The 24,251-nt window shown below is 64.4% G+C and carries 19 protein-coding genes and 4 tRNA genes; 7 read left to right on the top strand and 16 right to left on the bottom strand.

Annotated features, from left to right (window positions below):
* Positions 1 to 6 precede the first annotated feature (6 nt).
* The 3 genes from dnaQ to CA260_RS09085 are packed head-to-tail and all read right to left on the bottom strand — an operon-like array spanning position 7 to position 1,881.
* Entirely contained in the window at positions 7 to 735 is a 729-nt protein-coding gene (dnaQ, locus tag CA260_RS09095; RefSeq protein ID WP_111982385.1) for a DNA polymerase III subunit epsilon, read from the bottom strand.
* Positions 732 to 1,175 carry a ribonuclease HI gene (gene rnhA, locus CA260_RS09090; protein ID WP_111982384.1) on the bottom strand — a complete coding sequence of 148 codons (444 nt, stop codon included), beginning with the start codon at positions 1,173 to 1,175 and terminating at the stop codon, positions 732 to 734. Before rnhA ends, dnaQ begins: the two co-directional genes overlap by 4 nt.
* A gap of 22 nt (positions 1,176 to 1,197) precedes the next feature.
* Complete coding sequence (locus CA260_RS09085) at positions 1,198 to 1,881, bottom strand: methyltransferase domain-containing protein (protein WP_111982383.1); 684 nt, start codon at positions 1,879 to 1,881, stop codon at positions 1,198 to 1,200.
* 227 nt (positions 1,882 to 2,108) lie between these two features.
* Here CA260_RS09085 and gloB point away from each other — a divergent pair, with 227 nt between their 5' ends.
* The gene (gene gloB / locus CA260_RS09080) at positions 2,109 to 2,873 is read left to right on the top strand and encodes a hydroxyacylglutathione hydrolase (protein ID WP_111982382.1); all 765 of its coding nucleotides are present in this window, start codon (positions 2,109 to 2,111) and stop codon (positions 2,871 to 2,873) included.
* Entirely contained in the window at positions 2,870 to 4,102 is a 1,233-nt protein-coding gene (locus CA260_RS09075) for a LysM peptidoglycan-binding domain-containing protein (RefSeq protein WP_338065726.1), read from the top strand. The genes gloB and CA260_RS09075 overlap by 4 nt, the downstream gene beginning before the upstream one ends.
* Before the next feature lie 406 nt (positions 4,103 to 4,508).
* Here the strand turns inward: CA260_RS09075 and CA260_RS09070 are convergent, their stop codons facing one another.
* The 10 genes from CA260_RS09070 to CA260_RS09025 form a co-directional block, all read right to left on the bottom strand.
* Positions 4,509 to 6,413 carry a SurA N-terminal domain-containing protein gene (locus tag CA260_RS09070; protein ID WP_111982381.1) on the bottom strand — a complete coding sequence of 635 codons (1,905 nt, stop codon included), beginning with the start codon at positions 6,411 to 6,413 and terminating at the stop codon, positions 4,509 to 4,511.
* Between the two features lie 88 nt (positions 6,414 to 6,501).
* Positions 6,502 to 6,578, bottom strand: a tRNA-Asp gene (locus tag CA260_RS09065).
* A 9-nt stretch (positions 6,579 to 6,587) separates the two neighbouring features.
* Positions 6,588 to 6,662, bottom strand: a tRNA-Val gene (locus CA260_RS09060).
* 20 nt (positions 6,663 to 6,682) lie between these two features.
* Entirely contained in the window at positions 6,683 to 6,955 is a 273-nt protein-coding gene (locus CA260_RS09055) for an HU family DNA-binding protein (protein WP_019465590.1), read from the bottom strand.
* Positions 6,956 to 7,279: 324 nt separating this feature from the next.
* Positions 7,280 to 9,805: an endopeptidase La gene (gene lon / locus CA260_RS09050; RefSeq protein WP_111982380.1), complete on the bottom strand. Its 2,526-nt coding sequence runs from the start codon at positions 9,803 to 9,805 to the stop codon at positions 7,280 to 7,282.
* A 180-nt stretch (positions 9,806 to 9,985) separates the two neighbouring features.
* Positions 9,986 to 11,275, bottom strand: a complete 1,290-nt coding sequence (gene clpX / locus CA260_RS09045; RefSeq protein WP_111982379.1) for an ATP-dependent Clp protease ATP-binding subunit ClpX — start codon at positions 11,273 to 11,275, stop codon at positions 9,986 to 9,988.
* A gap of 106 nt (positions 11,276 to 11,381) precedes the next feature.
* Positions 11,382 to 12,011, bottom strand: coding sequence for an ATP-dependent Clp endopeptidase proteolytic subunit ClpP (gene clpP, locus CA260_RS09040; protein ID WP_026033981.1), 630 nt, complete (start codon positions 12,009 to 12,011; stop codon positions 11,382 to 11,384).
* 38 nt (positions 12,012 to 12,049) lie between these two features.
* Positions 12,050 to 13,342, bottom strand: coding sequence for a trigger factor (tig, locus tag CA260_RS09035; RefSeq protein ID WP_111982378.1), 1,293 nt, complete (start codon positions 13,340 to 13,342; stop codon positions 12,050 to 12,052).
* Between the two features lie 86 nt (positions 13,343 to 13,428).
* Positions 13,429 to 13,513: transfer RNA gene (locus CA260_RS09030), tRNA-Leu, on the bottom strand.
* A 303-nt stretch (positions 13,514 to 13,816) separates the two neighbouring features.
* Positions 13,817 to 15,760 (bottom strand): SUMF1/EgtB/PvdO family nonheme iron enzyme, encoded by a 1,944-nt coding sequence (locus tag CA260_RS09025; RefSeq protein WP_111982377.1) that lies wholly within the window; start codon positions 15,758 to 15,760, stop codon positions 13,817 to 13,819.
* 392 nt (positions 15,761 to 16,152) lie between these two features.
* Between CA260_RS09025 and rnd the strand changes: the two genes are divergently transcribed.
* From rnd to CA260_RS09005, 4 genes are all read left to right on the top strand, one after another.
* Positions 16,153 to 17,271, top strand: coding sequence for a ribonuclease D (rnd, locus tag CA260_RS09020; protein ID WP_111982376.1), 1,119 nt, complete (start codon positions 16,153 to 16,155; stop codon positions 17,269 to 17,271).
* 57 nt (positions 17,272 to 17,328) lie between these two features.
* A tRNA-Ala gene (locus CA260_RS09015) sits at positions 17,329 to 17,404 on the top strand.
* An 18-nt stretch (positions 17,405 to 17,422) separates the two neighbouring features.
* On the top strand, positions 17,423 to 17,872 hold the full coding sequence (locus CA260_RS09010) for a diguanylate cyclase domain-containing protein (RefSeq protein WP_172461764.1): 450 nt from the start codon (positions 17,423 to 17,425) through the stop codon (positions 17,870 to 17,872).
* A 126-nt stretch (positions 17,873 to 17,998) separates the two neighbouring features.
* Positions 17,999 to 18,634 (top strand): DUF2076 family protein, encoded by a 636-nt coding sequence (locus tag CA260_RS09005; protein WP_111982374.1) that lies wholly within the window; start codon positions 17,999 to 18,001, stop codon positions 18,632 to 18,634.
* 63 nt (positions 18,635 to 18,697) lie between these two features.
* Here CA260_RS09005 and CA260_RS09000 read toward each other — a convergent pair whose 3' ends face one another.
* Genes CA260_RS09000 through CA260_RS08990 form a run of 3 tightly spaced genes read right to left on the bottom strand, consistent with a single transcriptional unit; the run spans position 18,698 to position 22,406 of the window.
* Positions 18,698 to 19,420: a tetratricopeptide repeat protein gene (locus CA260_RS09000; RefSeq protein WP_111982373.1), complete on the bottom strand. Its 723-nt coding sequence runs from the start codon at positions 19,418 to 19,420 to the stop codon at positions 18,698 to 18,700.
* Positions 19,417 to 20,103, bottom strand: a complete 687-nt coding sequence (locus CA260_RS08995; protein ID WP_111982372.1) for a Fe2+-dependent dioxygenase — start codon at positions 20,101 to 20,103, stop codon at positions 19,417 to 19,419. The genes CA260_RS09000 and CA260_RS08995 overlap by 4 nt, the downstream gene beginning before the upstream one ends.
* Before the next feature lie 56 nt (positions 20,104 to 20,159).
* Positions 20,160 to 22,406, bottom strand: coding sequence for a TonB-dependent receptor (locus tag CA260_RS08990; RefSeq protein ID WP_238149659.1), 2,247 nt, complete (start codon positions 22,404 to 22,406; stop codon positions 20,160 to 20,162).
* A 564-nt stretch (positions 22,407 to 22,970) separates the two neighbouring features.
* Between CA260_RS08990 and tviB the strand changes: the two genes are divergently transcribed.
* On the top strand, positions 22,971 to 24,248 hold the full coding sequence (gene tviB, locus CA260_RS08985; RefSeq protein WP_111982370.1) for a Vi polysaccharide biosynthesis UDP-N-acetylglucosamine C-6 dehydrogenase TviB: 1,278 nt from the start codon (positions 22,971 to 22,973) through the stop codon (positions 24,246 to 24,248).
* Positions 24,249 to 24,251 lie beyond the last annotated feature (3 nt).

The following is a 24,251-nucleotide window of genomic DNA, read 5'->3' as shown; positions in this document are numbered from 1 at the left end:
GGAACGTCAGCTGACCGCTGACAGCGGCTCGTCTTCGCGGCGCCAGATGCTGCTTCCACCTGCGCTCTTGTCCAGCGCATCGAGACGACGCTCGTGCGCCGCCACTTCCTCGTCGTTGGCGCGCAATACCCGCGGACGGCGGTGAAGCACCACCGGCGCCAACGTGACCGTCGTACCTTGCTCCTGCGCTCCTTCGAAACCCAGGTCGAGCACGACCTGGCCCGACGTCATCGAAAGATAGACCTCGGCAAGCAGCTGCGCATCGATCAGGCCGCCGTGCAGGTCACGAGCGGAGTTGTCCACGCCCAGTCGCTTGCAGAGCGCGTCCAGGCTGTTGCGCTGCCCGGGATAGCGTTCGCGCGCCATCATCAGCGTGTCGAGCACGCTGCAACGATCGGCGAGCTGCCCATAGGCCGCGCCCAGGCGGGCAAGCTCAGCGTTGATGAAGCCAACGTCGAACGCGGCGTTGTGGATGATCAGCTCCGCGCCATCGATGAAGGCCAGGAACTCATCCACCACGTCCGCGAAGCGCGGCTTGTCGAGCAGGAACTCGTCCTCGATGCCGGTGACCTGGCGCGCGCCTTCATCGATCGCACGATCGGGATTGAGATAGGTCTGATAGTGACGACCCGTGGGACGACGCTCGATCATCTCCACGCACGCGATTTCGATCAGGCGATGACCCTGACGCACTTCGAGACCCGTGGTCTCGGTATCCAGCACGATTTGTCTCATGCCTTGCTCCTGAACTGTTCGGCCTGTTCGCGTGCGGCGACATCGACCCGTTCGTTTTCTATGTGGCCGTTGTGTCCGCGCACCCAATGCCATCGCACCTGATGGCGCTCCACGGCGGTCGACAGGCGCTGCCAGAGATCCTGGTTCTTCACAGGCTTCTTGTCAGCCGTGCGCCAGCCGTTGGCACGCCATTTGGGCACCCACTCCTCGATGCCTTGCATGACATAGCGCGAGTCGGTGGTGAGCGACACCGTGCACGGACGCGTCAACGCCTCCAGCGCGCCGATGGCCGCCATCAACTCCATGCGATTATTGGTGGTGGCCGTCTCGCCACCTGAGAGCATGCGCTCCGTGCCTTTGGCGCGCAGCAGCGCAGCCCAGCCACCCGGCCCGGGATTGCCCAGGCACGCGCCATCGGTAAATGCTTCCACTTCAGTCATTGTCACCCATCAAAGCGAGAAATCAGGACGCCGCATTGCGACGTGCGCCCGGTGCCAGGCCCACGCTGACGGGGGCTGGCATGGTCTTGGGTTTGAGGCGTATCGGCGTTGCCACACGCCGACGCTTGCGGGCAAGCATCAGGTAGCCGCCGCCAAAGACGTGCGCGGAGTCCATGGCCACCCGCGGGCTGGGCCACAGATGGCCGACGCGTTCGACGTGCTCGATATCCAGTTCGATGCGGCGCACCCAGCGTTCGAGCAGGAGGGGCGAATGCATCGTCGGTGTGCGGCCTCGCGTGCGCCACATCATCCACGGCAACCAGGCGCTGAAAGGATGCAGGCCGGTGATCGCCAGCACGCCTCCTGGCACGAGTACACGCGATGCCTCTTCGAGTAGGTCCTGTGGCGTACCTGACACTTCGAGGGCATGCCTCAGCAGGACCAGTTCGAAGGCGTCGTCCACGAACGGCAGGGGCTCATCTCCACGGGCGCTCAGGTCTCCCGTGTAACGCCCGCCTTCCAGGTTCAGGCGCGTCCAGTTGCCCAGCAGGGGTAGCACCGGCGGCGCATCTTCCCGGCTGACGCTCACCAGCAGCCCGTGCAGCCCACTGCAGCGCTGCAGGCCCGGAGTCAGTGCAGCCGTCTCCTCTGCCAGCAGGCTGCGCAGAGGGGCGCTGGAGTAGATGTCTTGGTCGCGCTGAGACATGCCAGGGCGGTCCGGCCGGATCGATGGCGACAGTGTAGCCGCTGGCCCGCTCATTGCGTGCTCTGGTTTGCATGCCGCCCACCAACCGCGCCACACGGCTGAATAGGCTCCGGAACGGTTAACGTCTCACTAACGAGCGCATCGGCAAGGCGCTTTATAGTCGGGCACCTCGCGCAAGCCATGGATGCCTGCGCCAGTCGATACGAAGACCGCGGAGGAACAACTCCTTGCACGTCGTACCGTTACCGGCGCTCGCCGACAACTATATCTGGCTGCTGCATGACGACAGCGGCCACGCGATAGTCGTCGACCCGGGCGACGCAACTCCCGTCGAAAAGGCACTGACATCGCGCGGCGTGGAGCTGCGCGCCATCCTGCTCACGCACCACCACCGTGACCACATCGGTGGCGTCGATGCGTTGTTGTCGCGCCACGACGTTCCCGTCTATGCGCCGCACGACGAGCGCATCGATCGCGCCACCCATCGCGTCGGCGACGGTGATGTCGTGACGTTCGACGCACCCTGCGCGCGCTTCGACGTCATTGCGGTGCCTGGGCACACGACGACTCACATAGCTTACGCCGGCGAAGGTGTCCTGCTGTGTGGCGACACGCTTTTCAGCATGGGTTGCGGCCGCCTGTTCGAAGGGACGCCGGCGCAGATGCTCGCATCACTGGATCGCCTGGCTGCCCTGCCTGGCCATACGCTCGTCTGCTGCGCCCACGAATACACGATGGCCAACGGTCGCTTCGCGCAGACGGTCGAACCTTCCAATACTGCGTTGGCAACGAGGCAGCAGGAAGTGAGCGAACTGCGTGCGCGCCATCAGCCGACCGTGCCGGTCACGCTCTCGACCGAACGGGCAACCAATCCTTTCCTTCGCACGGACAGCGAAGACGTGATTGCATGGAGCCAACGCCAGGGCATCGACGGCGACCGCGTCGCGCGATTCGCTGCACTGCGCGCCAACAAGGATGTGTTCACCGGATGAGTGTCCGACGCCTTCGTCTCCTGCCCCTGGCCCTGTCCGTGCTGCTGTCGGCATGCGCAACCGCGCCGATGCCCAAGGCACCCGGGCCATCCGTGCAGGCCCCCGCGCCGCAGCCCGTGCGTGACATCGCACATCCCGTCGCAAGCGCGGCCAGGCCCAGCGAAGGCAACGCAGGCGTCTGGGACCAATTGCGCGGCAGTTTCGAGATGGCCGATTGCGATGCCGATCCGGGCATCACGACCTGGGCCCGGCGCTATACGCAGAATCCCGACCGCTTCGAAAGCCAGCTCGCTGCGGCGGCGCCTCGCCTCGCGTACGTGCAGCAGATCGCATCCCGCCACCATGTCGCCGGCGAGTTCGCCCTGCTGCCATGGGTCGAAAGCCAGTATCGCCCCGTCCTCGGCGGCAAGAATATGCCGGCCGGGATGTGGCAGATCATGCCGGCCACGGCCAGCGCGCTCGGCATTCGCGTCGACAAGAACTTCGATGGCCGTCTGGACGTCCCTGCGGCCACTGACGCCATCATGGCGCTGCTCAGCCGTTATCACGACGATCTGGGTGACTGGCGGCTGGTGGACTATGCCTTCAATGCCGGCGAATTCGGTGTGAAGCGGATGGTCGGCCAACACGGTACGCCGCCTGCCGAGCCGGTGATTCCGAAGATGCCGGTGAAGTCGGTGACGCGAGAGCACCTGGTGAAGCTGCTGGCCATCGCCTGCGTGATCCGCGAGCCCGACCGTTTCAACGTCAGCCTGCCTACGCTGCCTTCCAGCGAACGGCTGGTCGCCGTCGGCATCGACAGTTCGATGCCTATCGCCCATGCCGCGGACCACGCGGGCATGTCCTCCGATGAGCTCAAGGAACTCAACGCCGCTTTCCGCAATGGCGTGGTCGATTCGCGCGCCTCGCCGTACCTGCTGCTGCCCAGCAGTCACGTACAGCAGTTCCGCAATTCGCTGCTGGCTGCCAATGATGCCAACGCCAATATTCCCGGCACCGCGGTGATTCCGCCCTTGGGTGCCACACTTGCCGGGGCCTCGGACGCCGATGCGCCGACGTCGAAGCAGCGCTCCGCGACCAGCCAGACGCATACCGTGAAGTCGGGCGAGAGCCTCTGGAGCATTTCGCGACGCTACTCCGTCGACATCAAGCAGCTGCAGCAGTGGAACCACTTGCAGAACGCCGGCGTGAAACCCGGGCAGGTGCTGAAGATCAGTGCTCCCGGCTGAAGCTCGGTACCGCGATGACAGGCTGATAAGAACTGCCGACGGCATGCCGTTCGCGTCGCCCTCGAGAGGTGGCAACCGAAATCAAACGGTCTTCCGCACGGCAAGCACGTTCTGGCCGCAGGCATCGCTCATGCGATGCGTCGCAAACCGATCCAGCCGATAAGAATCGACGCTTCAAGGATGTGTCGACCAAGCCGCACGCGCCGTCGGCGCTACCTTGTGCTGGCGTGCGAGGTCACGCAGGGCAGCCGGATTGAACCATTGTTGCGCGCGAATCTCGCCTCGGGCATCACCTGCGAAATCGCCGGACTACAGCCTCGGCGTGACCCATCCGTGATGCGTGCTTCGACAAAAGCAAAGGGCGACCCGAAGGTCGCCCTTTGCGTAGATCGCTGATAAGCGTCGCTTACATCCGATCCGCAGCGATCTTGATGTCGGTCTTCGCCTTGAGCGCGTCGATGAACGCCTGCGTGGCGAGGATGCCATAGGCCTGTGCCATCTGGCTGCGCAATGCATCGCGCTGCTCGAAGGTGACCTTGGACAGATCGCCCTCCTGCACCTTGTCCACAGCCACGAGCGCGTAGCTGCCATCGGCCGCGGAGACACGGGCGAACTGCGGCTTGCCCTCCGCCGGGTGCGGCAGCAGGAACGCCTGCTCGAGCACCTCCGGAGCTACGCCCTGCTGCATGCGGATGGCGTTCGGCACCGTCTGCACGGTTGCACCCGCAGCGCCCGCGACGGCCTGCATGTCCTCGCCCTTCTGCAGCTTGGCGAGCAGTGCGTCAGCATTCTTCAGTGCTTCCGCCGCAATGCGCTCGTCCAGGATCTTCTGGCGCACCTGGTCCCGCACCTCGGCCAGCGGACGAGCGGCGGCCGGTACATGCTTGTCCACGCGCACGACGACCGCATGGTCCGGCCCCAGCTCGATGAGGCCCGAGTTGTTGCCCTGGACCAGCACATCGTCCGAGAACGCGGTCTGCACCAGCTTGGCGTTCGCGGCGATACCTTCACCGCCCTTGCGCGGGAACAGTGCCGTGGCCTGGATCGGCAGATTCAGCGCCTGCGAAGCCGGCTCCAACGACGAGGGATTCTGGTAGGTCTGGTCGGTGAGCTTGCCGGCAAGTTCACTGTACTGGCGATCGCGCTCGGTGCTCAGGTAGTCCTTGGCGATCTGGTCGCGCACTTCGGCGAACGGCTTGGCCTCGCCGCTGCGCACGTCGCGCAGGAAGAGTACGTGGTAGCCCTCGTCGGACAACACGGGCTTGGAGATCTGGCCCTTCTGCAGCGAGAACAGCGCCGAGTCGAAGGCGGCGTTGGTGACGCCTTTCTCCAGCCAACCCAGGTCGCCACCCGAACGCTTGGAACCCAGGTCGTCCGAGTCCTGCTCGGCGAGCTTCGCGAAGTTCTCGGCGTTCGCTTCGCCCGCAATCTTCTCGGCCTTGGCGAGCGCAGCCTTCTGCTGGTCCGGCGTCGCGTTCTTCGGCACGTTGACCAGGATGTGCGACACCAAGCGCTGCTCAGGCTGCACGAAGCGCTGCTTCTGCTCGTCGTAACGCTTCTTGAGCTCATCGTCGCTCGGCTGTGCATCGACCTTGAGGTCGGCGCCGTTCACTTCGATGTACTTCAGCGACACCTGCTCCGGATTCATGAAATCCGCCTGGTGCTCCTTGTAATAGGCCTCCAGTTGCGTATCGCTGACGGCGCTGTCCGCGAGCGCGGGACGGGGTACGGCAAACCAGCGCAGATCGCGGCGCTGGTACAGCAGGCCCAGGTAACGATCCATGTCCGCGTCGGTGACGATGGCGCTGTCGATGATCGCGCGCGGCACCAGGCCCGGTTCCAGCGAAGCGCGCTGACTGGCCTCGAACGTCGCCGGCGTCATGTTCTGCGCAGCAAGGATCGCGCGATACGTGGTGGGATCGAACTGGCCGTTGACCTGGAACTGCGGCGTGCCGGCAATGCGGTCGCGCAGCGCGAGGTCGGGCACCTTCATGCCCAGCGCATCATTGGCCTGCCGGAGCAGCTGCTCGTTAATGAGCTGGTCAAGGATCCGGCGCTTCATTTCCGGCTGCTCGAACTGCGCAGCGTCGAAGCTGTCGCCCATGCGCGCCATGGCGTCACGGCGGGCCTCGTTCATCCGGTCCTGGAAGTCACGCTGGGAAATCTCGTGCTTGCCCACCATTGCCACGTAGGTTTCCGTGTGCGAGGCGAAATAGGACTCGATGCCGAAGAACGAAATAGCGAAAACGCAAATGCCCAGAATGACGATGGAAGGCCATCCGTGAAGCTTGTTACGCAGTGCCTGAAGCATGGTTTGGTCCCGGCTAAATCGTTGTTCAGCGCAGCATGTGCGCGGTGCTTAAAAGGCAAGGGCGCCACTCGGGCGCCCTTGCGAACTATGGCGGAGCGGACGGGACTCGAACCCGCGACCTCCGGCGTGACAGGCCAGCATTCTAACCGACTGAACTACCGCTCCGCATATTTCTGGTGGGTGCTGTAGGGATCGAACCTACGACCCTCGCCTTGTAAGGGCGACGCTCTACCGCTGAGCTAAGCACCCGAAACTAAGCAAGTAGCCGCTTAGTTTAGGGCATCCTTCAGGGTCTTGCCAGCCTTGAACGCCGGAACCTTCGAGGCCTTGATCTTGATCGTCTCGTTGGTGCGCGGATTGCGACCGGTACGGGCGGCGCGCTTGCGCACGGTGAAGGTGCCAAAACCGACCACCGACACGTCGTCACCCTTCTTCAGCGCCTTCTGCACGGTCTCGAAGAAAGCTTCGAGAGCACGGCCGGCGTCAGCCTTGGTGAGTTCGGCCTTCTCGGCGATGGCATTGATCAGATCAGTTTTATTCATTGAGACACTCCCTTAAACGGTTATGCAGCCCGCGTGGTCATTCTGGGACCAGGCGACGTCTATGCGACAGGGCACCGGGACATCGCCAAGCAACCCCGCATCACTGCGCATCGTGCTCGGCGTCAGGCTGCGGTGCCGCCTTTATACCAGTGGCCCCTAGGGTCCGCAATGACAAGTAATTCCAAGGGTTCGCGCGATTCAGCATGCTTCGTCGACGCTTGCAAAGCGACTCCTGAAACGCTATGCGAAGCACCTGCCATTCCATGACACGCCCATGAAAAACGGGCGGTTGCCCGCCCGTTTTTCGGTGATCGCCATCACGGATCAATGCGGTCGCGCGTAGGACTCCTGCGACTCTTCCTGCGCCTCATCCCGCGGCTTTTCGACACTCGCACCGCCTTCGCCATCGCCCGCCTGCAGCGGTTGCAGCGGACGTTCCAGTGCGATATCCAGCACCTCGTCGATCCAACGCACCGCATGGATATCCAGCGACCCGGTGATGTTGGCCGGGATGTCGGCCAGGTCCTTCTTGTTCTCCTCGGGAATGATCACCGTGGTGATGCCGCCGCGATGCGCTGCGAGCAGCTTCTCCTTGAGGCCACCGATCGGCAGCACGCGGCCGCGCAGCGTGATCTCGCCCGTCATGGCTACTTCGGAACGCACCGGTACCTTGGTCAGGGCCGACACCAGCGCGGTGCACATGGCGATACCCGCGCTCGGCCCGTCCTTGGGCGTGGCGCCCTCCGGCACGTGGATGTGGATATCGAAGCGCTCATGGAAATCGCCGGGAATACCCAGGCGATCCGCACGGGCACGCACCACGGAGAGCGCGGCCTGGATCGATTCCTTCATCACGTCGCCGAGCTGGCCGGTATGCACCAGGCGGCCCTTGCCGGGCACGATCGAGGCTTCGATGCTCAGCAGGTCGCCGCCCACCTGGGTCCAGGCCAGGCCGGTGACCAGACCCACCTCGTTCTGCAGCTCCTTGCGGCCGAAGTCGAAGCGGCGAACGCCCAGGTAGTGCTCCAGGTTCTCCGAATCCACCAACACGCCGCTGGGCGCCTTGATCTTGGCTTTGGACGTCTTTACCGCCGAAGTCGCCTTCTTGGCCGGGGCCTTCTGGACCTTCTTGCCCTCGTTGAGCGCCAGCTCCTTCACCACCTTGCGGCAGATCTTGGAGATCTCGCGCTCAAGGTTGCGCACGCCCGACTCGCGCGTGTAGTACCGCACGATGTCGCGAATGGCCTCCGCGTCCACGCTGAGTTCCTCGGGCTTGAGGCCGTTGGCCTTCAGCTGCTTGGGCAGCAGGTACTTCTGCGCGATGCCGAGCTTCTCGTCCTCGGTGTAGCCCGGGATGCGAATGACCTCCATGCGATCCAGCAGCGGCCCCGGGATGTTCAGCGAATTGGCCGTGGCGATCCACATCACCTCGGACAGGTCGAGATCGACCTCGAGGTAATGGTCGTTGAAGGCATGGTTCTGCTCCGGATCGAGCACTTCGAGCAGAGCCGACGACGGGTCGCCACGGAAGTCCATGGACATCTTGTCGATTTCGTCCAGCACGAACAGCGGGTTCTTGCTGCCGACCTTGTTGAGGTTCTGCACGATGCGACCCGGCATGGAACCGATGTAGGTGCGACGATGGCCGCGAATCTCGGCCTCATCGCGCACGCCACCGAGGCTCATGCGGACGAACTTGCGGTTCGTCGCCCGGGCGATCGACTGGCCGAGCGAGGTCTTGCCGACGCCCGGCGGACCGACGAGGCACAGGATCGGGCCACGCATGGTGTTCACGCGCTGCTGCACGGCGAGGTACTCGAGGATGCGCTCCTTCACCTTCTCCAGGCCGAAGTGGTCGGCGTCGAGCACTTCCTGCGCCAGCTGAAGGTCCTTGCGTACCTTGCTGCGCTTCTTCCACGGCACGCCGACCAGCCAGTCGAGGTAGTTGCGCACCACCGTCGCCTCGGCCGACATCGGCGACATCTGGCGCAGCTTGCCGAACTCCTGGCGTGCCTTGGCCAGCACGGGCTTGGGCATGCCGGCGTTGTCGATCTTCTTCTGCAGCTCCTCGATCTCGTTCGTGCCGCCCTCTTCGCTCTCGCCGAGCTCCTTCTGGATGGCCTTCATCTGTTCGTTGAGGTAGTACTCGCGCTGGCTCTTCTCCATCTGCGACTTCACGCGGCCGCGGATGCGCTTTTCCACCTGCTGCAGGTCCATCTCGCCGTCGACCAGGCCGATCAACAATTCGAGGCGTTGGCCCACGTCCGCGGTTTCCAGCACCTTCTGCTTTTCAGCCATGCGCACGGACAGATGCGCGGCGATCGAGTCGGCGACGCGCGAAGGGTCGTCGATACCCGACAGCGTGGCCAGCACTTCCGGCGGCAACTTGCGGCTCTGTTTGACCAACTGCTCGAACAGCGAGATGAGCGTGCGCGACACGACGTCGAGTTCGCGCTCCTTGTTGCTGTAAACGGGCTCGATGACGCGCGAGGTGGCGGTCAACATGCCGCCATCTTCCTCGTACTTCTCGATCGCGACGCGCGACTGGCCTTCGACCAGCACCTTGACGGTGCCGTCGGGAAGCTTGAGCAGCTGGAGCACGCCTGCCAGCGTGCCGATCTCGTGCAGGTCATTGATCTTGGGATCGTCGATGTCGGGGCTCTTCTGTGCCACCAACAGGATCTGGCGCTCGCCCTCCATCGCACGCTCAAGCGCACGCATGGATTTGTCGCGCCCGACGAAGAGCGGAATGACCATATGGGGATAGACCACCACGTCACGCAGCGGCAGCACGGGCAGTGCATCCAGCGTGGCTCCGGTGGCCTGGGGATTGGGGGCGTTCTTTGCCATCAAAGAGAATCTCTCAGGGATGAATAGCGTCTTTCGCCCCGACACTGCGCCGGGGGCATCTGTACGTCAAGTGGTGGCAAACCGGCTTTCGTACAAGTGCACGACATGGCACGCAAACAAAATGGCCCCGGCATTATCCGCCGGGGCCATCGCATGCTTGCTGTCGCGTTAAGACCGCGATCAGGCGGCGTCGCCACCTTCTGCACGCGGCTGCTTGAGATTGCCGCGATAGATGAGATACGGCTCGGCCTGGCCTTCGATCACCGCGTCATCCACCACGACCTTGCTGACATGCTCCAGCGACGGCAGCTCGTACATGGTGTCCAGCAGTACCTGCTCGAGGATCGTACGCAGGCCGCGGGCGCCGGTCTTGCGCTTGAGCGCCTTGCGGGCGATCGCCTGCAGCGCCTCCGGACGGAACTCCAGCTCGACGCCTTCCATCTCGAACAGCTTCTTGAACTGCTTGGTGACGGCGTTCTTCGGCTCGGTGAGGATCTTCACCAGCGCGGCTTCGTCCAGCTCGTCGAGCGTGGCGACCACCGGCAGGCGGCCGACGAACTCGGGAATCAGGCCGTAGCGCACCAGATCGGACGGCTCGACATCGGCGAGCAGCTTGCCCAGGTTTTCCTTCCGCTCCTTGCTGCGCACTTCGGCCGAGAAGCCGATGCCCACGGTTTCGGAACGCTGCTGGATCACCTTCTCCAGGCCGGCGAACGCGCCGCCGCAGATGAACAGGATGTTCGTGGTGTCGACCTGGATGAATTCCTGGTTCGGGTGCTTGCGGCCGCCCTGCGGCGGCACCGAGGCCATCGTGCCTTCGATGAGCTTCAGCAGCGCCTGCTGCACGCCTTCGCCCGACACGTCGCGCGTGATCGACGGGTTGTCGGACTTGCGGCTGATCTTGTCGATTTCGTCGATGTAGACGATGCCCGACTGCGCCTTGTCGACGTCGTAGTTGCACTTCTGCAGCAGCTTCTGGATGATGTTTTCGACGTCCTCGCCGACATAGCCGGCTTCGGTCAGCGTGGTGGCATCGGCGATGGTGAACGGCACGTTGAGCAGGCGCGCCAGCGTCTCGGCCAGCAACGTCTTGCCCGAACCGGTCGGACCGATCAGGAGGATGTTGGACTTGCCCAGCTCGACTTCGTCGCTCTTCTGGCGCGATTCCATGCGCTTGTAGTGGTTGTACACGGCCACCGCCAGCGCCTTCTTGGCGCGGGTCTGGCCGACCACGTACTGGTCGAGCGTCTCCATGATTTCACGGGGCTTGGGAAGCTGGCTGCGCCCGGAGGCGGCCTTCTCTTCCAGCTCCTCGCGAATGATGTCGTTGCACAGCTCGACGCACTCGTCGCAAATGAACACGGACGGGCCCGCGATCAGCTTGCGCACTTCGTGCTGGCTCTTGCCGCAGAAGGAGCAGTAAAGAATCTTGCCGCTGTCGTTGGAACGGCCCTGCCGATCGTCGCTCATGCCTGGATCCTGCTAGTAAATCGATTGCGGTTTGAGAATAGCACAGGGTTCCGCGTCTGCAGCGAGACGCGGAACCACTTGCAAACCAGGGACCAAATGCCTGAAATCAGGCCGATTTCACCGTATCCACGGCACGGCGGTCGAGGACCTGGTCGATCAGGCCATATTCCTTGGCCGCCTCGGCGCTCATGAAGCGGTCGCGCTCCATGTCCCGCTCGATCTTGTCGAGCGGCTGGCCGGTGTGCTGGACGTAGATGTCATTCAGGCGACGACGCAGGTACAGGATTTCCTGGGCCTGGATCTCGATGTCCGTCGCCTGGCCGCGGGCGCCGCCCGACGGCTGGTGGATCATCACGCGCGAGTTGGGCAGCGAGTAGCGCTTGCCCTTGGCGCCAGCCATGAGCAGCAGCGAGGCCGCACTGCAGGCCTGGCCGATGCACATGGTGCTGACGTCGGGCTTGATGAACTGCATGGTGTCGTAGATCGCCAGCCCGGCGGTAACGGCGCCGCCCGGGCTGTTGATATAGAGATGAATGTCCTTGTCCGGGTTTTCCGACTCAAGGAACAGCATCTGCGCGACCAGCAGGTTGGCGACCTGATCGTTCACCTCGCCCACGAGGAAGATCACGCGCTCCTTCAGGAGGCGCGAGTAGATGTCGTACGAACGTTCGCCGCGGGCGGTCTGCTCGACGACGATCGGTACCAGGTTGAGGTTCTGGATCGGGTCCATGGCCATGCTTTATCGCTCTCCGGTTGATTCGCCTGAAGAATGCCTCAGGCACTGACCGGGCGCATCACCTCGTCGAAGCTCAGGTTCTGGACAGTGGTCGTGGCGTGATCCGCCACCCATTCCGCGACCTGGTCTTCCATCACGCGATTCTGCAGCCCGGACATCAATTGGGGGTCGCGGTTGTAAAGTTCAACGACCTTCTCCGGCTCCTCGTAGGTCGAGGCGATCGCGGCGAGCTGTTCGGCCACGCGGCTGCGGTCGATGACCAGCGACTGCTTGCGGGCGATCTCACCCATCAGCAGACCGGCGATGACGCGCTTGCGGGCGATCGGCGCAGCGGCCTCGACCAGCTGCGGCGGCACCTGCTGGCCGCGCGGCACGCTGCCCTGGGCCAGGCCGTGGGCCTCGGACTGCACCATCACGTTCGGCACGTCGAGTTCCGGGTGGGCGTCGGCCAGCTTCTCGGCCACTTCGGACTTCAGGCGGGCCATCAGCGTGGCCTTCAGCTCGCGCTCGAGGTTGGCGCGCACTTCCTTGCGGAAATGCTCCAGGTCGCCATCGGCGATACCGAACAGCTTGGCGAACTCGGCGTCCACTTCCGGCAGCTTGGGCTCCTGCACCTTGATGATCTTGAAGTGGCACTGGGCGGTCTTGCCGGCCAGGTTCTCGTTGCGGAAATCGGCCGGGAACTCGACGTCGGCGTCGAATTCGTCGTCGGCCTTGCGACCGGTCAGCACGTCGTCCAGCGCCTTGAACAGGTTGCCCGAGCCCAGCACGCTGCCCGCGCGCTCCAGGCCTTCGGCCGGGAAGCGGTAATCGCCGGCCTGCGCCGAGTATTCGAACATCACGAAGTCGCCCTCGGCCGAGGCGCGTTCGACCTCGTCGAAGCTGCGGCGCTGCAGGCGCAGGGTTTCGATCATCTTTTCGATATCGGCGTCGCCCACTTCGGCCACCGGTCGGCTGATTTCCAGCTTGGCGACGTCGACTTCGGGGAACTCCGGCATGATCTCGAAGGTGGCGGTGTAGGCGATTTCGCCGTCTTCCGGGCGACCCGTGGTGTTGATCGACGGGTTGGCCACCGGGCGCAGGTTTTCCTGGGCGACGGCATCGCGGAGCGTGCTGCCGATCAGGTCGGAAAGCACTTCGCCACGGACCTGGTCACCGAAACGCTGCTGGATCACCGCCGTCGGCACCTTGCCCGGACGGAAGCCCTTCAGTCGCACCGTGCGGCCCATCTCGGCGATGCGCGCACTGACCTGCGACTCGAAGCGATCCGCGGGAAACTTCACGGTGAGCTTGCGCTCGAGCTTGCCGACGTTTTCAACCGAAACCTGCATGACGTCTCCTGGAATACCGATTCTGAGCGCCCGTCAAAGGCGCTTGGCGACCTCTTAGGCCGCCTGCTTATGAAAAACCAAAGGGATGGTGCGAAAGGAGGGACTCGAACCCTCACGGGGTTACCCGCTGGAACCTAAATCCAGTGCGTCTACCAATTCCGCCACTTTCGCATCAGAACAACTCTGAGGAAATTACCGCAAGCACCGGATTTACAAAGGAATAGCGAAAGAAAACATCCTCGCACCCCACCCCGCCAGCCTCCGGACACTCCGCCCTAAGTCGATGATTCCCTTACACGAAAGCGGGTCATTTTACGGTTCGCGCGGGCGCCAGCACAAGCGGGTGGACGGCCGGCGTGACGCGGTCTCGCAAGGGTTGCGACCGGATCATCCGTGAAGACCAGCCAGGCCCGCGGCGCGAACCCGGCAGCCAGTGGCTGGAGCGCTCCCGTGGAAGCGGAGAAGCCCCGAGGCTCAAAGCTCGCGGAGCACGCGGAAGCCAACACGCCCGCTGCGCACGCTGGCATCGGCGCCCTGGCGGTAGGACGAGCGCACCTGGTCGGGCGAACTGCCCCAGGAGCCGCCGCGCACCACGCGCACGCTGCAGCCGGGATTGATCCATGCGCTGCCGTCGCGAGGCGCCCGCAGGTAGCTGTCGTGCCAGCAGTCCTGCACCCACTCCGATACGTTGCCGCCCATGTCGTAGAGACCAAACGGGTTCGGCGAGAAGCTCATGACGGGCGCGGGTCCCCAGTAACCGTCCCGATAGCCGGCAAAGGCATTGCTCCAGCGACGCCCGCTCGAGGAGCGGTCGCTGCCGCCGGTGAGGTTTTCCACCTTGTGTGTCGGGGTGCCGTCGCCCCACCAGTAGCGGGTGGTGGTGCCGGCACGGAGGGCGTATTCGAACTCGGCCTCGCTGGGCAATCGATAGGTCTTGCCCGTGCGCTGGCTCAACCAATCCGCATAGGCCTTGGCGTCCGCCCAGGAGATATTGACGACCGGCAGTCGGCTGTCGGCCGATTTGCCCACATAGTCGTCCTGCCAACCCGCGTTCGGGTCGTCGCGCATGGCGCCGGTGCCCTCGTCGTAGACACTGGCCCCGCCCAGTTTCACGGAATCGGGCTGGTAGCCACTGGCTTTCACGAACTCCCTGAATTGCCCCACGGTGATCGCGGTGCGCGCCATGGCGAAGCCCTTGGCGATCGTCACGTCGTGTTGCGGTGTCTCGGCATCCTGGCGTCCGTCCTCGTTGTCGGGTGCCCCCATGCGGAAACTGCCGGTGGGCACGACCACCATTGAAGGCGCCTGCCCCGGGATATCGAGGAAACGGTCGGTGAACACCTGGCCGGGCTTGTAGCTCGCATACAGGCGTGCGTTGATCAGGCGCTCGCCGAATTCAGACAGCCCCGCGAGATCCGGACTGATCGCCTTGGCCTGGTCGGCCAGTTGCTGGGCCAGCGCGAGGTTGCCCCCGTCCAGGGCCGATCGCGCCTGGCCGAGCAATCCGCTGGCGCGCGCCTGCCGCATGTTGTCCACGCGCGTGCGCACATCGCTGAGCGCCGGCGAATCGGGCGCCACCTGCGCAGCCTCGGTGAGCGCCTGGTCTGCCGACTTGAAGTCGTTCTGCGCGACTGCCGCCAAGGCGCGATCGAGCACGGCGCGCTGCACCTGCAAGACGCCCTGCGACGCGACCGCGTTTTCCGGATCGAGCTGCTGGACCTGGCGATAGAGTTCGAGCGCGTTGTCGCCCGCTGGCTTGTCGGCGTGTCCTTGCTGGAGGAGCGTCGCCGCCTTGGCAAGCAGCGGGCGCACCTGTGCCAGGGTCTTCAGCTTGGCCTGGACCTGGCTGACCTCGTCAGCGGAGTCGGGGATCTTCTTGAGCGTATCGAGCAGATCACTCACCGAATCGGCATCGCCGACCGCCAGATCCTGGTTGATCTCCGCGGCGAGGCGCGCCCTTACCTCGAACAGGCCCTGCGCGGCGCGACGGCTGTCCGCTTTGAGCTTGAGCGCCTGTTCGAACAGCGCGGCCGCACTGCCGTCGTCACCGGCGAGCTTGCCTGCATGCAGCGCCTTGTCGGCACGCGCCAGCAGCGCCTCGACCTCGGGCGTATCCGCGCTCAGCTGCTGCGGCAGGTTGGTGTTCTTGTTGCTCATCCTCGCGACGATGACTTCGGTGGGCGCGAAGGTCACCGGCGGCCCCGCATCGAGCTCGCCCACGCCTGGCGCCGGAGTGATGGCGGCCGGCGTCGCCGAAGGCGCAGGGCCTAGGTTCATGGCACGGTGCGCGGCCGTCGAGGAAGGTTCGACATGGAACACGCGGGGAAAGAAGTGATAAACCAGCGCCAGGCCAAGCACGACCACGCCGACGCCCCCACCGAGTGCGCGTTGTCGTCGTACGGTTTCCTTGCTCGGCATGGCTTGGTTCCGGGGCGGCCTGTTATCGTGCAGCGCTTAAGGCAACACTGACTAAGTATCGCCGTCGCCACCCGTCCTGTCTGTTCGCAGGCCACAGGGCCGTTGGCGAAGGCAGACTGGCGGTCTGTCGAGCCAGCGGACCGAAGGCGTGCGGACAGACAGGGCGGGCCCAATCGGTTGAATTTTCAATGATGGGTGATGTCTGGAAGGCCCGCCGGCTGCGCCGCGCGGCTTGGCAAGACGGCCAGTCTTCCCGGTGCCACGCGGCGCAGCCGGCGAGCCTTCCAGACATCATGACGACGGCGATACTTAGTCAGTGTTGCCTTAACCATAGGCACAAACCGATGTCAGGACAATGCGCGGGTGCGCGTCCTGTGTCGCCAGGAAGACGCATGCAGCCTGACTCCATCCCTACTCCCGATGCCGCCTGGATCGATACGCCCGATGCGTTGCACGCATGGCTGGCCACCGTGCCCCATGACGCCTCGCTCGGCTTCGATACGGAGTTCATGCGGCGCAATACGTTCTATCCGCAGCTGGCCCTGATCCAGCTCGGCTGGAGCGGCCGCTATGCGCTGGTTGATCCGCTCGCCTTCGAGATAGGCCAAGCGCTGCGGCCGCTGGTCGGCGACAGCGATGTGGTTACCGTGATGCACAGCGCGAGCGAAGACCTCGAGGCGCTTTCGCCCCTGCTGCCACAGGGTCCGGGTCGCCTGTTCGACACGCAGATCGCGGCGGCGTTCGTGGGCATGGGCCTGGGCATCAGCTATCGCGCGCTGGTGGCAGAGCTGGCAGGCGCCGAACTGGACAAGGGAGAAACCCGTTCCGACTGGCTGCAGCGCCCGCTGACCGAATCACAGCGCAGCTACGCCACGCTCGATGTCGTCTACCTGAAACCGGTTCACGAACAACTTGCCGAGCGCCTCGCGCAGCGCGATCGCGCAGCCTGGCATGCCGAGGATTGCGAACGACTGAAGCTGCGCTCGTGCAACCGGGGAGGCGACCCCCAGCCTCAACGCGTGTTCCGCAGCGCGGCCGAATGGCGACCTGAGCAGAGGGCCCTGCTGCGCCGCATCCTGCTGTGGCGCGATCAGACTGCACGCACGCTGGATCGCCCGCGTCCGTGGCTGCTGGAGGACGCACTGGTGATGAACCTGGTGCAGCAGCGCCCGACCAGCGCCGGCGACCTCGAGCAGCGCACGCGGGGCCAGCGGGCGCTCCGTTCACCGCAGCAGAGAGAGCTGCTCGAGACCTTGCTTCGTCCTATCGAAGCGGAAGAAGTGACCGCCACCGCGGACATTCCCGAATCGCCGCAGGGCGATGCCAAGCGCGCGCTGTCGGCCATGAAGGACTGCGTCGACAAGCGTGCCGCGAACCTCGACCTCCCTGCGGGCCTCCTGTGCCCGCGCAAGGTGTTGGAAGAATACGTGGTCACCGCGCAATGGCCCGATTTCCTGGAAGGCTGGCGACGCGACGTGCTCCACGATGAACTGACGCGCCTGCTGCCTTGAGCCCCATCGGGGGCTTGGCGAAAGCCAAAACAGCCTGCTAACATGACGCGCTCTTGTGGGGCCATAGCTCAGCTGGGAGAGCGCGTCGTTCGCAATGACGAGGTCGGGAGTTCGATCCTCCCTGGCTCCACCACTTGATTCCAGACAGCGCTTGTTGCCTCAGGCATCAGGCGCTGTTTTGTTATGGGCCCTCGCCCGCTTCGGCACGCCTGGCACGAAAGACTGCATCGCGGTCACGGCACGACTGTTCGCCGACGCCACGCGTCCAGAAAATACAGAAGGTGCTGCAACGCGTGCATGGCGCCGGCGTTCGCGTTGGCGTCCGTTACATCGCAAGCTCGATCGCCGTGCGATTCGTGCGAAGACGCAGCAAGACATCCCTGCCATCGCATCGCCCGGCGGCTTCTCTTTGCTGCTGATCGATGTCGACGAGTTCAAGAGGATCGACGACACCTCGGGACATGACGCCGGTGACCCGGTGTTGATCGGAGCGACATCCATCATGGGTCGACATGCGGCGGGTTGCCCGCCTGGATGGCTCGACGAATCCGGCACGGCATTCCACGGCCGTCGACGCGGCGCAAGCATTTGCGAACACTGACTGCCAGGCAAACGGAAAAGGCTGAGCCCTTGATGTCACCGAGCGCGGGCACACTTCCGGCACTGCAGCCCTCGCCTTTGGCACGCGAAGGTGGGCACCTCATCCATGCCGGAGATTTCGCAAGTCATGACACCGCAGGAACAACAATTACTCGAAGATTTTCTCCAGCGGCTGGTCAGCGCCGGTGGCGTGGCGAAGGATCCGCAGGCCGACGCACTGATCCGCCAGCGGCTTGCCGGCCAGCCCGATGCGCTTTATCTACTGGTGCAACGCAGCCTGTTGCAGCAGCAGGCGCTGGAAAACGCCAAGGCACAGATCGCGCAACTGCAATCGCAACTGGGATCGCAGCAGGGCGGCGGCAGCTTCCTGGGCGGCCAGTCCCCCGCCTGGGGAGCCGCGCCACCGCCGTATCCGCCTCAGGCGTCCGCTTCGGCGCCCAGTTGGCGTGAACGCCTGTTCGGCGGCGCACCGGCGCAGCCGCCTGCCGCCCCGAGCTTTCTGTCGCAAGCCGCAACGACCGCTGCAGGCGTGGCGGGTGGCATGTTCCTGTTCGAAGGCATCGAAAGCCTGATCGGCGGCCATCACGGCGGCGGCTTCCTCGGTGGCGGCCAACCGGCGGTGATCGAAAACATTACCGAGAACAACAACTACTACGACGACAACAACGATCGATCGCTGGACCACGATGGCCGCGACTTCGCATCGACGGACGATTTCAACGACAGCAGCGACGGCGGTTTCGACGACAGCGACTGGTCCTGACACACCGCCATCAGGCCATCGACGAAACCGAGCGCACCCGGTCACGCACCGGGTGCGCTTTTTTTACGGCACCGCATGCTCCGCCAGCTCACGCAGCTGCGGATGCCGCGACTGGCGCAGGTCGTTGCGCAGGGCTTCGACGAAGTAAGCGGGCGCGGCATCCATGGCGGATCGCAACAGTGCGCACGCCTGCTCGATCTGGCCACGCTCGGTCAGCACCGAGGCCCAGCTGCATTTGCCGCGGTAATCGCCCTTCTCCGCCGACAGGCGATAAAGCGCATACGCCCGCTCGGCATCCGGCGCGGTTTCCCAGCCATATTCGTAGTACTGCCCGAGAAAATGCATGGCTCGCGCATGGCCGGCGTCGACCGCCCGCTCGAACCAGTGAAATGCCGCGGCGCGATCGGCTTTCACGCCACGTCCGTTGGCCAGCACGTGAGCATAGTTGTACATGCCCCAATCCGAGCCGTGTTCGGCGGCTTCGCGGTACCACACGGCGGCCAGTTCGTAGCTGACCGGCACGCCCCAGCCGTTCTCATGGATGCGGCCCAGCATGTTCATCGACATCGCGTCGCCCTGATGCGCCGCGTGCTGGAACCAGTACAGCGCCTCGCCCGTATTTCGTTCGCAGCCGATGCCTTCGAGATACATCTGCGCCACGCCCAGCTGCGATCCCGCATCGCCGGCGAGCGCCTGCGCCAGCAAGGTCGCATGCACGCGCGACGGATTCGTCCTCAACAGGTGCAGGAATTCGTCGGCGCGAGCGGCCGCCTGCGCGCAACTCATGTCTCGGACCACGTCCGCAGCAGGTTGTGATACACGCCGGTCAGCCGAAGCACGTCCGCGTGCGATGCCTGGGCCTGGGTAAGACTCTGGATGGAGACGTCCATTTCCAGCAGCAGGCGACGCTGGTGCTCGTCGCGAACCAGGCTCTGGATCCAGAAGAAGGACGCCGTGCGCTCGCCACGCGTCACCGGCTCGACGCGGTGCAGGCTGCTGGAGGGATACAACACCATGTCGCCGGCCGGCAGCTTGATCGAATGCGTGCCGTAGGTGTCTTCGATCACCAGATCGCCGCCGTCGTATTCGTCGGGATCGTTGAAGAACAGCGTGGCCGAGAGATCGGTGCGTATCGGCGTGCCTGCCCCGTGGCGACGGTCGTAGCGGATCGCGTTGTCGACATGGAAGCCGAACGACTGGCCACCGCGGTAGCAATTGAACAGCGGCGGGAAGATGTGCCGCGGCAGCGCGCCAGCGAAGAAGGTCGTGTTGCGACCGAGCGCATCGAGCACCAACTGGCCGAGTTCCTTCGCTTCCGCGGAATCTTCCGGAAGCTGCAGGTTGTCCTTGGCGAGCGCCGACTGGTGACCCGCCGTGACCCGTCCGTCCGCCCATGGCGCCTGCTTGAGGCGCTGCCGGCAGATCGCCAGTTCATCGGCGGTGAGGACTTCGGGAATGTGCAGAAGCATGGTGTTTCCTTGGCCCGGCGGCTGGCCGCTATCCCGCGGCCAGCCCGGGGACACTATCAGAAGCTGAAGTTCGCGGTCAGGATGCCGGCCCGGCCCGGCGCCACCGAGGCGTAGTGCGAGGCATAGGCCTTGTCGAAGTAGTACTTGTTGGTGAGGTTCTGCACGTTGAGCTGCAGCGTCAGGCGCGGGTTCACCTGGTAGGAAGCCATCGCATCGAAGCGCGTGTACGAAGGGACCCACTTCCGGTTGGCGGTATCGCCATACACCTTGTCCTGGTAGTACGCGCCGCCACCCACTGACCACTTCGAGGTGATCGCCACCGTGGTCCACAGCGTGAAGCTGTTCTTGGGCGTGTTGGGAAACTCATTGCCCTTGTTCGCCTGTTCGCCCGGACCGACCTTGACCAGCTCGCTGTCGAGATACGTGTAGCCGCCGTACACGCTCCAGCGCTCGGTGATGGCGCCGCTGAAGCCCAGTTCGATGCCATCGACGCGCTGATCGCCGGCATTGATCTGCGCACTGCCGCGGCCACCCGTGGCGACGCGGGCATTGGTCTTTTCGCTGCGGAAGATCGCCGCGGTGAGCGAGAGGCGCTGGTCGAGCACGTCCCACTTGGTGCCGAGCTCAAGGTTGCGGCTGCTTTCGGGCTTGAGGTCCGCATTGGTGACGGCAATGCCGTCCGCGCCGTCGCCGGCATCCACCCCCGGCGGATTCGACGAGGTACCCCAGGACAGGTAGATGCTGCCGTTCTGCGCAGGCTTGTAGACCACGCCGAGCTGGTAGTTCCAGAAATGGGAGTCGTTGCCGAGGCGCGTGACCACGCCGGTGGTGGTCGTGGTGGCCGTCGAATGCGTGCTGAAACTGTCGAAACGCACGCCGCCGTTCACCGACCACTGCGGATTGAACTCCACCGTGTCGAAAGCCCAGGCCGAGCGCGTGTCGGTGACGATGCGCGTCGGGTTCTGGCCGCCGATGACCGCGCCGTTGAACGGGTCGTTCGGCGTCGGGTGCTGCGCATCGGTGCACCAGTAATTGGACGCGGCACCGATACCGTATTTCGGAGTGCAGGCCCCGTTGACGATGGAACCGGTGTTATGGGTGTCGGCGGCGTTGATCGCCGGATCGACCAGGTAGCTGGTGCGCTGGGTCTTCTCGCTGCTGATTTCCAGGCCGGCGGCGAAGCTGTGCTTGAGCGAGCCCGTCTCGAACTCGCCGGTGAGATCGGTCTGGTTGGTGAGGTTGGTGGTGCTGCTGTCGCGGTTGTTGTTGCGGCGCCAGACGCCGCCGTTCAACAGGAAATTGCCCTGGCTGTCGTCCGGCTGCGTCCAGATGTAGTTGTTGGTGGAACGGCCGTACAGCGTGGTGTTGCGCAGCAGCCAGCCGTTGCCGAAGTCGTGCTTCACCAGCACGGAACCGACGTCGTCGTTCTGCTTCTGGAAGTCGCGGTCCAGCCAGCCGTAATAGGTGCCGCGCGGTACCGAATACGGCCGGCCATCGCCGTTGAGGTAGGCGTAGGGGCTCGTCGCCGCGAACGGGTTGTTGTACGGGATGCCGCTGTCCGGCGTGTCATCACTCTGCAGGTGGTAATAGCTCAGCGTGACGCTGGTAGCCGAATGCAGGCCGAACGTCACCGACGGCGCGATGCCCCAGCGGGAGAAGTCGGGCCCGTCGCGGCCTGGAATATCGTTGCTGTGCCCCATCACGTTGAGCCGAATGGCGGAGTCGCTGCCGACCTGCTGGTTCCAGTCCACCGTGCCGCGGTAGTAATTGTCGGTACCGATGCCGGCCGTACCGCGCACGAAATCCTCGGCCTTGGGCGCCTTGGTCACCAGGTTGATGCTGCCACCCACGCCACCACGCCCCGTGTAGGCCGAACTCGGTCCCTTGAGCACTTCAACCTGGTCGACGTCGAAGATTTCGCGGCTCTGCGAACCGGAGCTGCGGATGCCATCGATGAAGATCGAGCTCTCCGAATTGAAGCCGCGGATGATCGGGCGATCGCCGTTGGGATTGCCGCCTTCGCCCGCGCCGAAGGTGATGCCCGGAACCTGGCGCAGCACGTCGAGCAAGGACGTCGCCGCCGTCTGCTGGATGATCTCCTGAGGAATGACGGTGACCGAGCGTGGCGTATCCAGCAAGGGCGCGGTGAATTTCGGCGAGGTGGTGTTGACCACCGTCGAGCGCACCTTCACCCCTTCCAGGTTCTGTGCGTCCTGCGGGTCCGGCGTTGTGCCGTGGTCGTCGGTTGCCGCGCCGGCCGCCAGGGCCGAGGTCGACGCCATGGCCAGTCCCAGCGCACTCATGGCAAGGCGGATGGGTGGGTTCGCCGCAGAAGACACAAACGCTTTGCAAGTCATGCTCGATCGATCCTTCGCGCAAGCAAACGCCGGCCCTGTTCCGGGGCCGCTGCCTGCTGATTGGGTGGGAGGGTTGCGTTCGCCATGGCGAGGTGACGTCTCGAGCCCGGCTGCGTGACAAGAAGATAACGTGATTGAGAATGATTCGCAATATCTTGGCTTCAAGGACGGCCCGGGAGGCAACGTCCTCATGCTCCTGTCCGTCCATCAAGCAAGCTGATCCGATCGGCGATGCGCGCCGGCAGCCATCACATGCAGGCGGCGTTCATCCCAACAGGCCTTTTGACCGGCATCCTCCATTGGGTAAGCAACCTCTGGCCTAGCTGAAAAGGAAGACGACCCTGCTAGCCTTGCGTCGCCCGCGCGCATCACTCGCGCGGGCTGTTTCGACAGGCACTGAAGCCTGTGAAGCGCAAGGGCACGGAGTTCTCGTCATCCAAATCGGGCAATCCAACGGATAGCCTGCTGGCCGGCTCTGTGCCTCTTCACACCAGACAGCAGGAACCCCGCATGCAGAATCTGGAAGACACCAAGCTCGCCATCATCGGTCTCGGCTACGTCGGCCTTCCCCTGGCCGTCGAGTTTGGCAAGCGCTACGACACCGTCGGTTTCGACATCAACCGTGCCCGCATCGAGGAACTGCGCGGGGGGCGCGACAGCACCCTGGAAGTCAACAGCGAGGAGCTGGCCGAGGCCGGCCGCCTGCGCTTCAGCAGCGAGTTGGCCGATCTTGCCGACCGGAATGTTTACATCGTCACGGTGCCCACGCCGATCGATTCGGCCAAGCGCCCTGACCTCACGCCGCTCGTGCGCGCCAGCGAAGCGCTGTCGAAGGTGCTCAAGCGCGGCGACACCGTGGTATACGAATCCACGGTGTATCCCGGCTGCACGGAAGAAGTGTGCGTGCCCATCCTCGAGAAGGGTTCGGGCCTGGTGTTCAACCGCGACTTCTTCGCCGGTTACAGCCCGGAACGCATCAACCCGGGCGACAAGCAGCATCGCGTCACCAGCATCCTCAAGGTCACTTCCGGCTCCACGCCCGAGGCCGCCGATTTCGTCGACCGCCTCTACAGCTCGATCATCACGGCCGGCACGCACAAGGCCAGCTCGCTGAAGGTGGCCGAAGCCGCCAAGGTCATCGAGAACACGCAGCGCGACCTCAACATCGCCCTGGTCAACGATCTCTCCATCCTGTTCAACAAGCTCGGCATCGATACGCTGGAAGTGCTGCAGGCCGCCGGCACCAAGTGGAACTTCCTGCCCTTTCGTCCGGGCCTGGTCGGCGGCCACTGCATCGGCGTGGACCCCTACTACCTGACCCACAAGGCACAGGAGGTCGGGCATCACCCCGACGTGATCCTGGCCGGCCGACGCACGAATGACGGCATGGGCGTGTATGTCGCCAACGAAGTCATCCGCCTGATGGTGTGCAAGGGCATCAACCCGGTGCGTGCACGCGTGCTGGTGCTGGGCCTCGCCTTCAAGGAGAACTGCCCCGACCTGCGCAACACCCGCGTGGTGGACATCGTGCATGCCTTGCACGCGTACAAGGCCCAGGTGGACGTACACGATCCCTGGATCAATGCCGATGAGGCCGAACATGAGTACGCGCTGTCGCCAGTCGCCACGCCGGTGCCCGGCGACTACGATGCCGTCATCGTGGCGGTCGGGCACCGTCAGTTCATCGAACTGGGCGTCGATGGCATCCGCGGCTACGGCAAGCCGGATTCGGTGGTGTATGACGTGAAATACGTATTGCCGCGCGACGCCGTCGACGGTCGACTTTGAAGC

Origin of the sequence: Dyella jiangningensis, assembly GCF_003264855.1 — a bacterium.
Lineage (GTDB): Bacteria > Pseudomonadota > Gammaproteobacteria > Xanthomonadales > Rhodanobacteraceae > Dyella > Dyella jiangningensis_C.
The sequence above is the reverse complement of the archived record's forward strand: the minus strand, read 5'-3'. Positions and strand labels throughout refer to the sequence as shown.

What these genes read in the sequence shown, in the direction of transcription:
- dnaQ (WP_111982385.1), bottom strand. Translation starts at nt 735, where the DNA reads ATGAGACAAATCGTGCTGGATACCGAGACCACGGGTCTCGAAGTGCGT.
- rnhA (WP_111982384.1), bottom strand. Translation starts at nt 1,175, where the DNA reads ATGACTGAAGTGGAAGCATTTACCGATGGCGCGTGCCTGGGCAATCCC.
- CA260_RS09085 (WP_111982383.1), bottom strand. Translation starts at nt 1,881, where the DNA reads ATGTCTCAGCGCGACCAAGACATCTACTCCAGCGCCCCTCTGCGCAGC.
- CA260_RS09075 (WP_338065726.1), top strand. Translation starts at nt 2,870, where the DNA reads ATGAGTGTCCGACGCCTTCGTCTCCTGCCCCTGGCCCTGTCCGTGCTG.
- CA260_RS09070 (WP_111982381.1), bottom strand. Translation starts at nt 6,413, where the DNA reads ATGCTTCAGGCACTGCGTAACAAGCTTCACGGATGGCCTTCCATCGTC.
- CA260_RS09055 (WP_019465590.1), bottom strand. Translation starts at nt 6,955, where the DNA reads ATGAATAAAACTGATCTGATCAATGCCATCGCCGAGAAGGCCGAACTC.
- lon (WP_111982380.1), bottom strand. Translation starts at nt 9,805, where the DNA reads ATGGCAAAGAACGCCCCCAATCCCCAGGCCACCGGAGCCACGCTGGAT.
- clpX (WP_111982379.1), bottom strand. Translation starts at nt 11,275, where the DNA reads ATGAGCGACGATCGGCAGGGCCGTTCCAACGACAGCGGCAAGATTCTT.
- clpP (WP_026033981.1), bottom strand. Translation starts at nt 12,011, where the DNA reads ATGGCCATGGACCCGATCCAGAACCTCAACCTGGTACCGATCGTCGTC.
- tig (WP_111982378.1), bottom strand. Translation starts at nt 13,342, where the DNA reads ATGCAGGTTTCGGTTGAAAACGTCGGCAAGCTCGAGCGCAAGCTCACC.
- CA260_RS09025 (WP_111982377.1), bottom strand. Translation starts at nt 15,760, where the DNA reads ATGCCGAGCAAGGAAACCGTACGACGACAACGCGCACTCGGTGGGGGC.
- rnd (WP_111982376.1), top strand. Translation starts at nt 16,153, where the DNA reads ATGCAGCCTGACTCCATCCCTACTCCCGATGCCGCCTGGATCGATACG.
- CA260_RS09005 (WP_111982374.1), top strand. Translation starts at nt 17,999, where the DNA reads ATGACACCGCAGGAACAACAATTACTCGAAGATTTTCTCCAGCGGCTG.
- CA260_RS09000 (WP_111982373.1), bottom strand. Translation starts at nt 19,420, where the DNA reads ATGAGTTGCGCGCAGGCGGCCGCTCGCGCCGACGAATTCCTGCACCTG.
- CA260_RS08995 (WP_111982372.1), bottom strand. Translation starts at nt 20,103, where the DNA reads ATGCTTCTGCACATTCCCGAAGTCCTCACCGCCGATGAACTGGCGATC.
- CA260_RS08990 (WP_238149659.1), bottom strand. Translation starts at nt 22,406, where the DNA reads ATGAGTGCGCTGGGACTGGCCATGGCGTCGACCTCGGCCCTGGCGGCC.
- tviB (WP_111982370.1), top strand. Translation starts at nt 22,971, where the DNA reads ATGCAGAATCTGGAAGACACCAAGCTCGCCATCATCGGTCTCGGCTAC.